At 63.9% G+C, this 15,033-nt stretch carries 15 protein-coding genes; 1 reads left to right on the top strand and 14 read right to left on the bottom strand.

Translation table 11 applies throughout. From position 1 onward, the window contains the following. Nucleotides 1-138 precede the first annotated feature (138 nt). The 14 genes from BLL36_RS15620 to BLL36_RS15555 form a co-directional block, all read right to left on the bottom strand. Nucleotides 139-1,221, bottom strand: coding sequence for a protein-glutamate methylesterase/protein-glutamine glutaminase (locus BLL36_RS15620; RefSeq protein WP_076952292.1), 1,083 nt, complete (start codon nt 1,219-1,221; stop codon nt 139-141). Then, complete coding sequence (cheD, locus tag BLL36_RS15615) at nt 1,184-1,705, bottom strand: chemoreceptor glutamine deamidase CheD (RefSeq protein ID WP_076952291.1); 522 nt, start codon at nt 1,703-1,705, stop codon at nt 1,184-1,186. The genes BLL36_RS15620 and cheD overlap by 38 nt, the downstream gene beginning before the upstream one ends. Further along, the gene (locus BLL36_RS15610; RefSeq protein ID WP_076952290.1) at nt 1,702-2,511 is read right to left on the bottom strand and encodes a CheR family methyltransferase; all 810 of its coding nucleotides are present in this window, start codon (nt 2,509-2,511) and stop codon (nt 1,702-1,704) included. Before BLL36_RS15610 ends, cheD begins: the two co-directional genes overlap by 4 nt. A gap of 9 nt (nt 2,512-2,520) precedes the next feature. Continuing rightward, nucleotides 2,521-3,060, bottom strand: a complete 540-nt coding sequence (locus BLL36_RS15605) for a chemotaxis protein CheW (protein WP_076952289.1) — start codon at nt 3,058-3,060, stop codon at nt 2,521-2,523. 36 nt (nt 3,061-3,096) lie between these two features. Next, the gene (locus BLL36_RS15600) at nt 3,097-4,755 is read right to left on the bottom strand and encodes a methyl-accepting chemotaxis protein (RefSeq protein WP_076952288.1); all 1,659 of its coding nucleotides are present in this window, start codon (nt 4,753-4,755) and stop codon (nt 3,097-3,099) included. Between the two features lie 29 nt (nt 4,756-4,784). Continuing rightward, nucleotides 4,785-6,815 (bottom strand): chemotaxis protein CheA, encoded by a 2,031-nt coding sequence (locus BLL36_RS15595; RefSeq protein ID WP_076952287.1) that lies wholly within the window; start codon nt 6,813-6,815, stop codon nt 4,785-4,787. A gap of 42 nt (nt 6,816-6,857) precedes the next feature. Then, nucleotides 6,858-7,145, bottom strand: a complete 288-nt coding sequence (locus BLL36_RS15590) for an STAS domain-containing protein (protein ID WP_076952286.1) — start codon at nt 7,143-7,145, stop codon at nt 6,858-6,860. Nucleotides 7,146-7,165: 20 nt separating this feature from the next. Next, on the bottom strand, nt 7,166-7,534 hold the full coding sequence (locus tag BLL36_RS15585; RefSeq protein WP_076952285.1) for a response regulator: 369 nt from the start codon (nt 7,532-7,534) through the stop codon (nt 7,166-7,168). Nucleotides 7,535-7,544: 10 nt separating this feature from the next. Further along, complete coding sequence (locus BLL36_RS15580) at nt 7,545-8,456, bottom strand: methyl-accepting chemotaxis protein (RefSeq protein WP_394329492.1); 912 nt, start codon at nt 8,454-8,456, stop codon at nt 7,545-7,547. 415 nt (nt 8,457-8,871) lie between these two features. Next, nucleotides 8,872-9,402 (bottom strand): sterol desaturase family protein, encoded by a 531-nt coding sequence (locus BLL36_RS15575; protein WP_076952283.1) that lies wholly within the window; start codon nt 9,400-9,402, stop codon nt 8,872-8,874. Nucleotides 9,403-9,437: 35 nt separating this feature from the next. Then, a complete protein-coding gene (locus BLL36_RS15570; protein WP_076952282.1) occupies nt 9,438-9,926 on the bottom strand; it encodes a response regulator in 489 nt (162 codons plus the stop codon). Continuing rightward, nucleotides 9,923-12,238 carry an ATP-binding protein gene (locus BLL36_RS15565; protein WP_076952281.1) on the bottom strand — a complete coding sequence of 772 codons (2,316 nt, stop codon included), beginning with the start codon at nt 12,236-12,238 and terminating at the stop codon, nt 9,923-9,925. Before BLL36_RS15565 ends, BLL36_RS15570 begins: the two co-directional genes overlap by 4 nt. Continuing rightward, nucleotides 12,235-12,888, bottom strand: coding sequence for a response regulator (locus BLL36_RS15560; protein WP_076952280.1), 654 nt, complete (start codon nt 12,886-12,888; stop codon nt 12,235-12,237). The genes BLL36_RS15565 and BLL36_RS15560 overlap by 4 nt, the downstream gene beginning before the upstream one ends. Continuing rightward, nucleotides 12,885-14,051, bottom strand: coding sequence for a sensor histidine kinase (locus tag BLL36_RS15555; RefSeq protein WP_076952279.1), 1,167 nt, complete (start codon nt 14,049-14,051; stop codon nt 12,885-12,887). The genes BLL36_RS15560 and BLL36_RS15555 overlap by 4 nt, the downstream gene beginning before the upstream one ends. Before the next feature lie 155 nt (nt 14,052-14,206). Here BLL36_RS15555 and BLL36_RS15550 point away from each other — a divergent pair, with 155 nt between their 5' ends. Further along, nucleotides 14,207-14,725 carry an SgcJ/EcaC family oxidoreductase gene (locus tag BLL36_RS15550; RefSeq protein WP_076952278.1) on the top strand — a complete coding sequence of 173 codons (519 nt, stop codon included), beginning with the start codon at nt 14,207-14,209 and terminating at the stop codon, nt 14,723-14,725. Nucleotides 14,726-15,033 lie beyond the last annotated feature (308 nt).

The raw sequence follows: 15,033 nt of genomic DNA, 5'->3' as shown, positions 1-15,033 counted from the left end.
CGAATGAAGCAAAGGTAACTATCATTCGGAATGATATAAGCGCGAGATTAGCCCTCTAGCCTGGGGGTTTCGTTAGGGGGCTATCAATGGGCGTGATAACAAAGGACTGTTATCGGTTGCGCAACAGTGGTGCGTTTCTCACTTATGCAGTATCGCCTGGTGAATATCCTGCAGCGCCATGATGCGCTGCGCGGCATTGAGCTTGATGGCTTCCTTGGGCATGCCGAACACCACGCAACTGGCCTCGTCCTGGGCCACGGTGGCCGCACCGGCATCGAGCATTTCCTTGAGGCCCCGGGCGCCGTCGTCGCCCATGCCGGTCATGATGATGCCGGTGGCGTTCTTGCCGGCAAACTTGGCGACCGAGCGAAACAGCACATCCACCGAGGGGCGGTGGCGGTTGACCAGCGGCCCGTCGATGACCTGCGCGTGATAAAAGGCGCCGCTTCGCGTCACCATCAGGTGTTTGCCGCCGGGAGCGATCAGGGCCAGGCCGGGGAGTATGCGGTCGTTGTTGCGGGCCTCGCGCACCTCGATCTGGCACACGCTGTTGAGGCGTTCGGCAAAGGACGCGGTGAATTTCTCCGGCATGTGCTGCACGATCACCATGCCCGGGCATACCCTTGGAAGCGCCGTCAGTACCGCTTCCAGTGCCTGGGTACCGCCGGTGGACGTACCGATGGCGACGATGCGTTCGGTGGTCTGGGCCATGGCCTGGCCGTTGGCGGCGGGCAGGATCGCATCGGCGCTGAGCTTGCCCGCCGGCGCAGGGGCGGGCATCGGTCGCGCACTGCGCTTGCCCAGGTTCTTCACGTTGGAATGGGCGGCGGCGCGGATCGCCGCGACCAGCTCGGCCGCCGACTCGATCAGGAAGTTCTTCAACCCGGTGGTGGGCTTGGTGATGATCTCCACCGCGCCGGCCGACAGCGCCTGCAGCGAGGTCTCCGCGCCTTTCTGGGTCAATGAGGAGCAGATCACCACCGGTGTCGGCCGCTCACTCATGATTTTGCGCAGAAAGGTGATGCCGTCCATGCGTGGCATTTCTACGTCCAGCACGATCACATCCGGCCACTCGCGGGCGAGTTTGTCCATGGCGAAAATCGGGTCGGAAGCCGCGCCCATGACGTGGATGTCCGGCGTGTCGTTGAAGATCGCCAGCAGCACCTGGCGCACCACGGCCGAGTCATCGACCAGCAATACACTGATTTTTTTCGAAGGCATTGTTTTCAAGTATTCCCATTGGTTGATGCCGGACCCAGACGTTGCCGTTCCACAGGTCGAACACAATAGTGCGATAACCGGTGCTGCCCATGTCCTGGGCCGCCAGGTGCAAATGGTGGTGCTCGGCCAGGGCCAGCGCTGCGCGGATATTCAAGCTGGCCACATTCTGGTGCTGCTCAGCGGGGAACATCTGGCCGCCGCCGAACGCCTTCACCTGGTAATCCTGCGGTCGCGTGCCATGCACGCGCGTGTGCCGCAGCAACAGCTCCAGCGCTTCGTCGCCGTATTTGCCATCCAGCGGTTGATTGCTGCGCAAGCGCGCCGGCAGCATGAAGTGGCACATGCCGCCGATCAGCCGTTGCGGGTGCCAGAAGGTGAACGCCACGCAGGAGCCGAGCAGGGTACGCAGGCGCGTCGGCCGCGTGGCGAAACTGACCTGGCCAGGCGCCAACACCACTTCGGCCACACCGAGGGGCTTTTTCATGGCTTGTGGTAGATCGACGGCGCCACCAGCTTCAAGGTGTCATTGACCCCGTTGAGGCTTTCCGAGTGACTGATGATGAAATAGCCGCCGGGCTTGAGCAGCGGCAACAAACGGGCGACCACCTGGCGCTTGGTCTGCTGGTCGAAGTAGATCATCACGTTGCGCAGGAAGATCACATCGAACTCGCCGAGCGCGGGCAACGGCTCGTTCAGGTTGACTTGCACGAAGCTGACGCGGTTGCGCAAGGTCTTGTCGATCAGGAAGGTGCCTTCCTGGCGGCCGATGCCCTTGAGGCAGTACTTGGTCAGCAGCGGCTGGGGCAGGGTGCCGGTGCGCTCCATGGAGTAATGCCCGTTGCGCGCCTTGGCCAGCACCTGGGTGCTGATGTCCGAGCCGACCACTTCCCAGGGCGTGGTGCCCAGGCTCTCGGCCAGGGTCATCGCCAGGCTGTAGGGTTCTTCGCCCGAGGAGCTGGCCGCGCTCCATACGCGAAACACTTTGCCCGGCGCGGCCTTGGGCAATACCTGCTGGCGCAGGAAGTCGAAGTGCTTGGGCTCGCGGAAAAAGTAGGTTTCGTTGGTGGTCAGCAGGTCCAGCGCGACCTGCAGCTCGCCCTGGCGCTGGTCGCTCATGATCAGCTTGAAATAGTCCCCATAACTGTTCAGCTCATAGTGCTTGAGACGCTTGGACAGGCGCCCGGCCACCAGGGCTTTCTTGGCCGGCGACAGGTTGATGCCGGCCGCGCGGTACAGCCAGGATTGGAATTGGCCGAATTCACGGTCATCGAGTGCGGCGGCGTCTGACATGGTCGGGCCTCAACGTGGGTCGAGGTCGAGCGTCGGCACCTGGGCGCTGTCGGCCAGGCTGGACATTTCATCGATGGACAGCACTTTGGCCACCTCCAGCACAATCACGAACTTGCCGTCGACCTTGGCCATCCCGCCGATGAAGTCGGCGCGAATCCGCGCGCCGAAGCTGGGCGGGGGCTCGATCTGCGTCGCCGGGATCTCCTGCACGGCCGAAACCGTGTCCACCAACAGCCCGATGTCCTGGGGCCGGCTGTCTTCGCTGCTCGCTTCGATGATGATCACGCAGGAGCGCCGGGTAATCGGCGAGTTCGCCCGGCCGAAACGCGCCGAGAGGTCCACCACCGGTACCACGGCGCCGCGCAGGTTGATCACGCCGCGCACGAACGCGGGCATCATCGGCACCACGGTCAGGCTGCCGTATTCGATAATTTCCTTGATGCCCAGGATGCCGATGGCGAACATCTCGCCCCCGAGCATGAAGGTCAGGTATTGCGCATCCTCATCGGCCGCCACCGCGGTATGCCGGGTAGTCATCAGTGCACCCATGTCATTCTCCCTGTAAGCCCGCATTGATGTTCAACATCAGAAACGGGTGAATTCCGATTCGTCCGGCGCGCTGGCCATGTTGTAGGCGAACGCCTTGCGCGCTGGCTGCGGTGCAGGGCGCGGTGGTTGGCGGTTTGGCTTGCTGCCCGGGTTCTCCAGGTTGCTGCTGTTAACCGCGGCCCTGGGAGCGGAGTCGAGTACGAAGAAGCTCATCGCTTGTTGCAGTTGCTCGGCCTGGCTGCTCATTTCTTCGGCGGTGGCGGCCAGCTCCTCGCTGCTGGAGGCGTTCTGCTGGGTCACCTGGTTGAGTTGGGTCATGGCCGTGTTGATCTGCGCGACACCGGCGGCCTGTTCCTCGGAGGCGGCGCTGATTTCCTGCACCAGGTCGGAGGTCTTGTTGATCGATGGCACCATTTCGTCGAGCAACTTGCCGGCCTTCTCGGCCATGTCCACGCTGCTGGACGACAACTCGCCGATTTCCTGCGCGGCGACCTGGCTGCGCTCCGCCAGTTTGCGCACTTCGGCGGCCACCACGGCAAAGCCCTTGCCGTGCTCGCCGGCCCGTGCCGCCTCGATCGCGGCGTTGAGCGCGAGCAGGTTGGTCTGGTAGGCAATGTCATCGATGATGCTGATGCGCTGGGCGATTTTCTTCATCGCCACCACGGTCTGCTGCACCGACTCGCCGCCGTCGGTGGCTTCCTTGGCGGCCTTGCTGGCCATGCCATCGGTGACCTTGGCGTTCTCGGTGTTCTGGTTGATGCTGGCGCTCATCTGTTCCACCGACGCGCTGGTTTCCTCGACGCTGGCGGCCTGTTCGCTGGTGGCCTGGCTCATCGACTGCGCGGTGGCGCTGACTTGCTCCGAGGCGCTGGCCAGGTTGTCGGCGGCGTTGCGCACTTCGCCGATGATCAGCGCGAGTTTGCCGACCATGTTGCGCATGGCGTTGAGCACCATGCCGGTTTCGTCCTTCGAGCCTGACGCGATAGGGGTGTTGAGGTTGCCTTCGGCCAATTGCTCGGCGGCGGTCGCGGCCAGCCGCAGCGGGCGGGAAATGATCCGCGCAATGAACAGCGCCAGGCCCAGGCCGATCAGCAGCGCCGCGCCCAACACCACGATGATCAACAGACGAGAGCTTTCATACAGCGCCGAACCCTTGTCACCGGCCACGGTGGCGCCGGCGTCGTTGAGTTCGACCATTTTTTGCAGGCGGCTGGTCAGCTCATCGAAGTGCACCTTGGAGTCGCCGCGCAGCACGCCGCGCGCCTGGGCTTCCTGATTCTGGCGGGACAGCTCGAACAGTTGCTGGCTGGACGCCAGGTAAGCGCTCCAGGCGCTCTTCACGCCGGCCAGGAGCTGGCGGTCTTCGTCGTTTGAAATCAGTTGCTCGTAGGTGCCCAGCCTTGTGTCGAACTGCTGGCGGGCCTCGGCGGCTTCGCGCTCGGCCTGGGCTTTTTCCTCGGCGACTTCGGTGCTGAGGCTGCGGTTTTCCTTCAAACGATAGTTGGCGGCAAAAAACCGCATGCCGGCCGCCGCGCGCATCGACGGCATCCAGTTGCCCCTGATCTCCTGCGCCGCATTGTTGACGGCGCCGAGCTGGGCGATGGCGAACACGCCCATGACCGCCGTCAGCGCCAGGACCACCAGGAATGAGCTGATCAGCTTGGTGGAAATTTTAAGATCGTAGAACCATTTCATCAGGGAACCTCCATGGAAAAGCAAATACGTCAGCGAACGACGACCGGGGACGATTGAGGCGCCAGGGGCGTGCGGGCTTCTTGTTGTACGATTTGGTTGAGCAGTGCCGGTATATCCAGGATCAACGCCACCGCGCCGCTGCCCAGGATGGTCGAGCCGCTGATGCCGCGCAGCGCGCCGAACAGCTTGCCCAAGGGTTTGATCACGGTCTGGAACTCGCCGAGCAGGTCATCCACCACCAGCCCGGCCTTGTGCTCGGCGTAGCGCACCACCACCACATTCTGGCGGCGGGCCGCCAGGCCTTCGTGGCTGAAGTGATCGCGCAGGTGCACCAGCGGCAGCACTTCTCCGCGCAGGTCCAGGTAGCCCTGGTTGCGGCTGGACTGGCGCTGGCGTTCATCCAGCTCGATGCATTCCTGGACCATGTCCAGGGGAATCACGTAGGTGGACTGGTCGATGCCCACCAGGAAGCCATTGATGATCGCCAGGGTCAGCGGCAGGCGGATGCGCACCACGGTGCCCTGGCCCGGGTGGCTGTCGAGGTCGACGGTGCCGCGCAACAGGGTGATATTGCGCTTGACCACATCCATGCCGACGCCGCGCCCGGAGAGGTTGGTCACCGCCTCGGCCGTGGAGAAACCGGCTTCGAAAATCAGGTTGTAGATTTCCTGGTCGGTGAGCACCGCGCCGCTGGCGACCAGCCCGCGTTCCTGGGCTTTTTCCAGGATCCGTTCGCGGTTGAGCCCGGCGCCGTCGTCGGCGATCTCGATGACGATGCTGCCCGAGTCGTGGTAGGCATTCAGGCTCAGGTGCCCCTTGGCGGACTTGCCGGCGGCCAGCCGTGCCTCGGCGTTTTCGATGCCGTGGTCCATGGCGTTGCGCAGCAGGTGCATCAGCGGGTCGCCGATTTTCTCCACCACGGTCTTGTCCAGTTCGGTCTCGGCGCCGCTGATGATCAGGTCGATGTCCTTGCCCAGTTCCTGGCTGACATCACGCACCACGCGGCGAAAGCGGTTGAACGTGTCGCCGATGGGAATCATGCGCAGGTGCAGCGCGCCATCGAGGATCTCTTCCACCAGCCCCGATACGGTCGAAGTGGCTTCCTGCAGCGGGTCGTTGTTGCACGACCGCGCCAGCAGGCTCGCACCGGCGCTGGCGATCACCAGCTCACCGACCAGGTTGATCAGCTCGTCGAGCTTGTCGGCATTGACCCTCACGTAGTTGCCGTCCCGAGGCTTCTCACTGGTCGCGGCCGCGCGTTGCGGCGCGGGCGGGGCGTATTCGGGGTGGGCGACCAGCTCGGTCGCGGGGCCGGCAGTGCTGTCGCAGGCTTCGTCGACGGCGCTGATGACCACTTCACAGTCGTCACGCACAAAGTCGAACACTTCGTTGAGGGTGGTGTGGCTGGCTGGCGAGCGCAGGTCGATCTCGAACCCCAGGTAGCAGCTTTCCGGGTCCCAGCTGTCCACGGCGGGAATGCCGTCGGTCAAGGTGGTGACCTGCAACAGCGTGCCCAGGGTGTCGAGGTAACGCAGGAAGGACAGCGGGTCCATGCCGTTGCGAAAGACGTCCACGCCGAAGCGCAGGGAAATATGCCAGAGCACATCGGCCGCCGTGTCGTCGTCCACCACGGCGATTTCGACGTTGGCGGTGGCGGTGTGCATCGGCTGGTAGGCACTCAGCGCCTCGCGCAACGCCTCACCGCGTTCCAGCGCGGCGGGTGTCAGGGCCTCACCGCGGCTGGCGACTACGTCAACCAGTTCGAGCATGTGGTCGCCGCACTTGAGCAGCAGCGCGATCAAGGCGGCGTCCACCGCCACACTGCCGTCGCGCAGACGGTCGAGCACGTCTTCGACGATATGGGTAAAGCCCACGATCGGCGCCAGGCCGAACAGCCCGGCGGAGCCCTTGATGGTGTGCGCGGCGCGGAATATCGCGCCGATGGCATCTTCATCGCCGGGCTCGCTCTCCAGTTGCAGCAGGGATTGCTCCATGGCCTGCAGCAGTTCGCGCGCCTCGACAATAAATGTCTGCTGTGCCTGATCGAGATTGATGCTCACCTGGACCTTCCTTGTCGATCGTTGAACGGGCTGTGACGCGGGCTAAAAGGCGCCGTTGCGACACAGTTGCAAAGCTTGCGCGACCGCTTGGCTCTGGCCGGCCAGGCTCAAGGCCGTGCCGGTATTGCCCGCTTCGCGCTGGATGACCGCCAGCAATTGCAGGCCGGCACCGTCCATTTCCGTGACCTGGGACAGGTCCAGCTGCAGGCGCGGCGCCGCGCCGATGTGTGGCAGCAGCGCGGCGGCCAGCTCGGCCACCGTATAGATGGTCAGTTCGCCGTCGATGCCGACGTGGGCGGTGTCGTCGAGTGTTTCGCGGGTGATCGGCATGCAAAACTCCTTGGCCGCAATCAGGGCAGGATCAGCTTGGACACCGCCGCCAGCATCTGCGCCGGCTGGAACGGCTTGACCACCCAGGCCTTGGCACCGGCGGCCTGGCCTTCGGCTTTCTTCGATTCCTGGGACTCGGTGGTCAGCATGATGATCGGGGTGAACTTGTAGTTGGCCAGTTTCTTGACCTCCTTGACGAAGGTGATGCCGTCCATGTTCGGCATGTTCACGTCGCTGATGATCAGGTGCACCTTCTGCCCGGTGAGCTTGTTCAGGGCGTCCCTGCCATCGCTGGCCTCGATCACGTCGTAACCGGCGCTTTTCAAGGCGATACCAACCACTTGCCGAACGCTGCTGGAGTCGTCGACCACTAATACATTCTTCGCCATGAGGGGCTCCCTAAAAGAAAGTGATGTCTTGAGAATTCTGTTGCGCTGCCGCTTCGCCATGGTGGGTGCGGCGCTGCTCGTCGGTGGCGTAGGTGGACTCCATGCGTGCCAGCCACTGCCGGGCATCGATGGCCACCGGTGCATCCGGTGACTGGCTGGCCTGCTGCAGGTGTTCATGCAGGGCGTGCATGTTGTCGCGCACGTGACTGAGGATCTGGCTGACGCGGTCCTGGAACTGCAGGTTGACCAGCACCTCGGTCATCTCGTCGCGAATCCCGTAGCTTTCCTGCTTGAGCAGGTCGGCGGACTCGGCCAGGTGACCGGTAATGTTCTGAAAACGCTCGAGCACCGACTGGATGCTTTGCTCGGAGGCGGCCACCGAGTGGCTGTCCTGGTCGGCGCTGCTGGAAGCCGCCTGCACCAGCTGGGTAATCGCGTTATTGATGATGTCGACCTTGGCCGACATCTGCTGGCCGGTCTCGCTGGACTTGCTCGACAGGCTGCGCACCGCATCGGCCACTACCGCGAACCCGCGACCGGCTTCACCGGCCCGCGCCGCCTCGATGGCCGCATTGAGGGCGAGCAAGTTGGTTTGGGCCGCGATGGCCGCGACATCGGCCGCCATGGTACGCAGCTCACTGGTGTAGGCGGTAAGGCCGCGCACTTGGGACAGGGTCTGGTCACGGCTCGATTGAGTGGCCTTGAGGGAGTCGATCACCTGGCTCAACTCGCTGTCGCTGCGGGCCAGCACCTTGAGCGCCCCGTCGGCCGCCTGGCCATCCAGCTCGCCGGCGGCTTGCTGCGAGGCGTGTACGGTGTCCTGCAGCCGTGCGGAAATCCCGGTGAAGCGGTTGGCCAGGCTCACAATGGCGTCTTCGGTCAGCTGGCGCGAGCTTTCCACGTGCTTGGCCCAGATCGGCATGGCGCCGAGCAATACTTCATCGAGCTGTGCCCGTGAATCCAGGCTGGTTTGCCTGGCCTGGGCAATCGAAGGGTCTTCCAGCACCAGGGCATGCACCACCGCCTGACGTTGGGCCCGCGTATTCAAGGCGCATGCCCCGAGGCCGACCAGCACCAGCAGCACGCAGACGGCGAGATTGGCCGGGGAAGTGGACTGCACGAGGATCCAGGCCACGGCGGGAACGACCGGGAGTAGAGCGAACCAGAGAAAACGCGGTTGAGCGGAAAGGGCGGTACGGCTGGTTTGACTCGGCGTCATGAGTTCGGTCCCTGAACGATGTTGCGGATATAAACAACATAGGAGTTATCCGCCCCATTCGCCGCAACTTTAGCCCTGCCTGGCGCCTTCCGTCTGGTTTATGACGGCTACGTTACCTTTACTCCACTGTTTCAACCCGCGCCGGGGTACGAATGAAGGTACGAAACACGTGATCCCACAGCGGTGAGGAGACGCCGAAGTTTTTTTCGATGCCTTGGCGGTGATGCAGATCGTGATTGGCAACCAGGCCCGGAATGTACGGATACGCCCAATGCTCGGGACGGTGCATCACGTAGTGCACCGAGATGTAATAGAAGTAGCCGGTGACCGCACCGACAAACGCCGAGGTCAGGCCCGTGTACCAGGCCAACAGCAGCAATGCGGCAAAGGTGGAGCTGGTTTTCCAGCTCGACACCCCGATGTATGCCAGTACGTCAATGTGATGGGTCCAGTGCTCGCGGCGGTACAAGGAGTGGAACAGAAAACGGTGCGCCGAATACTCCACCAGCGTCCAGGCCAAGAGGCCGGCAAACAGTTGCCACGGGTCAAGGGGGGCCAGCCAGAGCGCGAAGCCGATGAACAACGGAATGGTGAAGAAATCCAGGTAGTACGCGGCCGACGACATCAGCCATTTGTTCGAAGCCGCCATGTGCGGGTCTTCCTCGAGGTGCGAGCAATGGGGAGCTAGGCCGGAGTGTCCCCGGCGGCGTGGAGATTGCCCATTGATTCACGCCGTTGCAACAGCTCAATCCGCTGCGTCGGCACCAACCGGCGCAAGGTGGTGTACAGCGCCCGGGTTTCCAGCAGGTTCCAGACCCGCAACATGGTTTCCAGCGCATCCAGAGGCTTGCTGATGAAATCCCGCGCGCCGAGGGCCAGGGCGCGCAGGCGGGTGTCGCGGGTGGCGTCGGCGGTGAGTACCAGGATCGGCAGGTATTCGCCGTCGGGAATGCGTCGGTTGAGCTGTTCCAGCACCGCGAAGCCGTCAAGCTCGGGCATGTGCAAGTCCAGAATCACCAGGTCCGGTTCGAAACTGTTGAACAGCTCCAGGGTGCGCAGCGGCTCGGTGCTGCTCAGCACGTTGGTCAGCCCCTCGCGCGCCAGCAGTTGCTCCACCAGGTCGAGGTTCGGGCGTTGGTCGTCGATGATCAGAATGCGCAGGTCGAGGTTCACACAGGCTCCGGGAAATACTGGTCGAGGTGGGCAAGAAACGCCGGGATATTGATGGGCTTGCTCAGGACCGCCGTCGCGCCTGCTTCCTGCAAGGCTTGACGGGTGAGGTCGCTGGCGTCGGCGGTGATCATCAGCACCGGGGTTTGGCGGGTAGTCGGCGAGTCGCGCAAGCGTTGCAGCACCTTCACGCCGTCGATGTCCGGCAGCGAAACATCCAGCAGGATCAACTGCGGCCCGTGCTGGGCGGCCAGGTCCAGGCCCAGTTGGCCTTGCATGCTCGACAGCAGCTTTATGCCTGGCCGGCGTTGCAGCAGGGTTTCGAGCAGCGCCAGGCTGGAAAGGTTGTCTTCGATGCACAGTACCTTGCCCAGGAAGGCGCGAACGGCGGGGGCAGGGCGCGTCAACGCGGTGTCGATGACGGGCGCGGCGAGAGCCACGGAGCCCGGCACGCGCACGAACGGCAGCTCCAGGGTAAAGCGCGAGCCGACACCGGCCTGGCTGTGCACGGTCAAGCGGCCGTGCATGTTTTCCAGCAGGCTTTTGCTCAGCGCCAGGCCCAGGCCGCTGCCTTCCACATTCGGGTCGGCGCCCAGACGCTCGAACGGCGTGAACAGTTGCCCCAGGCGATCGGCCGCAATGCCCTGGCCGGTGTCGCACACCGACACTTCGATGCGTGGCCCGCTGATACTGACCTCGATGCTCACCTGGCCTTCGCGCTGGTTGTATTTGATCGCATTGGACAGCAGGTTCAGCAGCACCTGGGTCAGGCGTTGGCGGTCGGCAACGATACCCGTGTCCGCCGCCAATACCGGCAATGGCTGCACGCGGATACCCGCGTCGGCGGCCATGGGCGACACCAGCGTCAGCGCCTCTTGCAACACGCCCGCCAGCGGGATCGGCGCGATATTCAGCGCCAGGCTTCCGGCTTCGATCTTGGCGATGTCCAGCACCTCGTTGATCAACGTCAGCAGATGCTGGCCGGCGCGCAGGATATGCCCGACATGGGCCTTTTGCCCCGATAGCGCATCCATTTCCAACAGTTGCGCAAACCCCAGGATCGAATTGAGCGGTGTACGCAACTCGTGACTCATGCGCGACAGGAACTCGCTTTTGGCGCGGCTGGCGCGCTCGGCTTCTTCGCGGGCGGTGCGCAAGGCGATCTCGGCGGCGCGGCGGTCGGTAATGTCGCGGGTGATCTTGGAGAAACCGCGCAGCGCCCCGGTGCCGTCGTACTGCGCAGTGATCACCACGCTGGCCCAGAAGCGCGTGCCGTCCTTGCGGCAGCGCCAGCCCTCTTCGGTGTAGTCACCATTGCGGGTCGCCTCGCGCAGGGCCATGTCCGGGTGCTGCGGGCATTCGTCGGGTAGGTAGAACAGCGAGAAATGCTGGCCGATGATCTCCTGCTCGGTGTAGCCCTTGATGCGTTCGGCGCCGTTGTTCCAACTGGTGACATAACCTGCGGTGTCGAGGGCGAAGATCCCGTAGTCCTTGACCCCGTCGATGATCAGCCGCAAGCGTTCCTCGTTGTCACGCAGCGCGCGCTCACGTTCGGCCAGCAGCAACCCGGCCTCCACCAGGCGGGTGCCCAATTGGCCGATCTCATCCTGTTCCGGTGGCTGCGCAAGCAAGGGCTGGCCCAGTGCCAGGCGTTGCGCATTGCGCTGTACATTCTGCACCCGCGCGACAATGCCCTTGGACAGGAACAGCACCGCGACAATGGCGCCGAACAGCCCGCAGATCGCCGCCAGCCAGGTGGACAGCAACAAGCGTTGACGGGTCTCGTAGGCCGCGGTACTGCGCTCGGCCAGCAACGAAGCCTCCAGGGTCAGCATGGTGCTGATGTGTTGGCGCAAGGCATCGAGGATGTGTTTGTTGCTGATCAGGATGGCGCTGATCGATTGCGCGCTGGCGTGGCTGTCGTTGAGCATCTCTTCAAGCCCGTCGGCCTTTGCGTCGATCAGCGGCTTTATCGCGTTGAGCTGTTCACGCACCCGCTGATCGCGCACGTTGCGGTCGAGCCGCAACAGCGCGGCGTCAATCTGCGGCCTGGCGTTGCGGTAACTGGGCAGGAAGTCTTCGCGGCGGGTCAGCAGGTAACCGCGCACACTGGCCGCCGCTTCCGCGAGCAAGGTGTGCACGGCCTGGATATCGCCTTGCACGCGCAACACCCGGCGCACATCTTCTTCGGCGCGCGCGGTCTGGCGCTCGGTGGTGTAGATCAGTACCAGGGACAGCAACAGCACCACCAATGGTAATGAAATGACCACCAGCGCCTTGCCGCGCAGTGGCAGGTCGGCCCAACGCCGCTTCATGGTTGCGCCACCAGGCCCAGGGCGATCCCGCGCACGGCGGCCTGGGTGCGGTCGGCCGCGCCGAGCTTGCCGATCACCCGCTCTACATGGGCTTTGGCGGTGCCGGTGGTAATTCCCAAGTGTTCACCGATGGCGCGGTTGCTCATGCCGTTGGCGACCAGGCCAAGCACCTGGCGCTCCCGTGGGGTGAGGTGTTCGCTGGGGGCCGCGCCGCTGGCCTGGCGTTCGGTCATGCGCCGCAACAGGCGCGCGCTGACCGCGGTGTCCAGCGCTTCGCCACCGGCGGCCACGGTTTGCAGGGCCTGGATCACCTCGTCACGGCTGGCGTCCTTGAGCAAATAGCCGACCGCCCCGGCGCTCATTGCCGCTTCCAGGTGATCGGGGCTGTCGTCCATGGTGAACATCACCACTTTCACCGCCGGCAGGCGTTGCTGCAGCAGGCGTGCGGCGCCCAGGCCGTTGAGCACCGGCATGCGGATGTCGAGGATGACGATATCCGGCAGCAACTGTTCGCACAGGTCCACCGCGTGCTGGCCGTCACGGGCCTGGCCGACCACCTCAAACTGCGGATGACCGGCGAGCAGCGCGACGAAACCCGTACGCGTGACTTCATGGTCATCGGCCAGGACCAGGCGCAACACGGGGCTCATTGCGCGGCTCCGTTCACGAGGGCAGGCACGCTGGCCTGCACCTGGGTGCCGCCGCCGACCACGCTGACACAGCTGAAGCGGCCGCCCAGCAGGCTGGCGCGCTCCTGCATGGTGGCAAGGCCCACATGGTCCGCCCCGTCCCGGTGCGGGTCATGTGCGAAGCCCTTGCCGTTGTCATCGACTTGCAGGATGGCCGTCTCGTCGCGCAGTTCCAGGGTCAGCGCTACCTGGCTTGCCTGCGCATGTTTGAGCACGTTATTGATCGCTTCCTGGCCGATCCTGAACACAGCGATCTCCACCGAACTGGGCAGCCGTGCCGCACAGTGCGAGCGCCACAGCACCTGGATACCGGCATCACGCAGGCGGTCGGCTTCTTTGTCGAGGGCCTTGAACAGGCCGAAATCATCCAGCACCGTGGGGCGCAGGCCCGCAATCAGTTGTCGGCCTTCACCCACAGAGTGTTGGGCCAGGCTGAGAATCGCCTGCAGGTCCGCGGCCAGAGCATCCGGCAGCGTGGGGCAGCGGCCGGCAAACCCTTGCAGCCGTTGATGCAAGCCGGCGAGGGTCTGCGCCAGGCCGTCGTGCAGGTCGTAGGCCACGCGTTTGCGTTCATCTTCCTGGGCGCGAAGCAAGCGGTTGACCAGGTCGGACAGCGTGCGGTCGCGGGCCTTGAGCGTGGTCAGCAGCCGCTGGTTTTGCAGGTGTGCGGCCAGCAGCGTGGCGAGCAATTGCAGGGATTCGCTGTCTTCATGCTCCGGCGCGCGCAGGCTGACGCTATTGCCCAGCACCAGCACGCCAAATGCCTGGCCATCACTGCCGCGCAATGGCACCTGCAGCACGCTGTGCGGCGGCTCGTGCCAGTGTGGCGTACGCAGGTCGCGGTCGGCGAGGGTAGCCAGGCGGGCGATGTGCGCGGGGCTGCCATGGCGCGCGGTGACACTCGCGCAGCCCTCGGCATCCCATTCCTGCAGCAGGCCGTGGTCCATGGCGAGGAATGCGCAAGCCCTGGCAAGCACGCGTTCGCGCATGGCCTGGGGCGGCAATTGGGCCAGTTCCTGCCCGGTATCCACCAAGAGCCGCAGGCGTGCCGTGCGGCTTTGCGATTGACGAAAATGCGCGCGCATGGCCAAGGCGCTGCCGGGATCTGGAGGAGTGTTGTGCATGGTGAACGTTCCGGTCGCAAGGACGCTTATTAGACCCTGACAGGTACCCTGGGCGCTATCTGCCATATGGCATAGGCAAATGCCTCCAGTTGGCCGATGGCGCGCGGCGGGCAGCTTGGCAAAGTGGGCTCACCGACCACCACTGGAGTTTCGCCATGCAATTCAAACCCGCTGCAATCGCCCTGATGTTTGCCTTGAGCGTACCCTTTGTCCAGGCTGCCGACACGAGCCCCTATGTCTACCGTGAAGTGGCCCAGGCCCCGGCGAATGTAAAAGACCGTGAGATTGCCGGCCTGTTCGACCGTTGGAACAGCGCCCTGCAGACCGGTAACGTCAAGTCGGTGGTGGACCTGTATGCGCCTGGCGCGGTGCTGCAACCCACCGTGTCCAACCAGGTGCGCACCACGCCCGAGCAGATCGGCGACTACTTCGACCACTTCCTGGCGCTCAAGCCGGTGGGGCAGATCAACTACCGCGAGATCCGCCAACTGGGCAGCAACGTGGCCATGGACAGCGGCGTCTACACCTTCACCCTGACCGAGGCCAACGGCCAGGTGCGCCATGTGCAGGCCCGCTATACCTTCGTCTACGAGCAGGTGGGCGGGCAGTGGAAGATCCTCAACCATCACTCCTCGGCGATGCCTGAGGTGCAGGCCAAACACGCGAAGCAGTGAGTTTGCCGGCGAGGGCTTTTTGCCGCGCGGGCTTGAGTTTCTCGAAGACGCAAAAAAAGGCCAAGTTCGGGTAGTGTTGGTCAGAGCAGGACGCAATGCTCAAAGCAACGAAGATCAAATGTGGGAGCTGGCTTGCCTGCGAAGACGTCGGCCCAGCAAACATTGATGTTGACTGGCCCACTGAAGTGCGCCCCAGAAGTTGGACACCCATCCAACTCCAGGGGCTTTTTCATGAGCAAGTACACTACGCAGTTCAAGCTATCCGCCATCACCGCCTTCCTTGAACGAGGTCGGGGCTTTCGCCGTAT

The organism is Pseudomonas cedrina subsp. cedrina (genome assembly GCF_001983175.1).
In the GTDB taxonomy this organism is placed as follows: domain Bacteria; phylum Pseudomonadota; class Gammaproteobacteria; order Pseudomonadales; family Pseudomonadaceae; genus Aquipseudomonas; species Aquipseudomonas cedrina.
The sequence above is the reverse complement of the archived record's forward strand: the minus strand, read 5'-3'. Positions and strand labels throughout refer to the sequence as shown.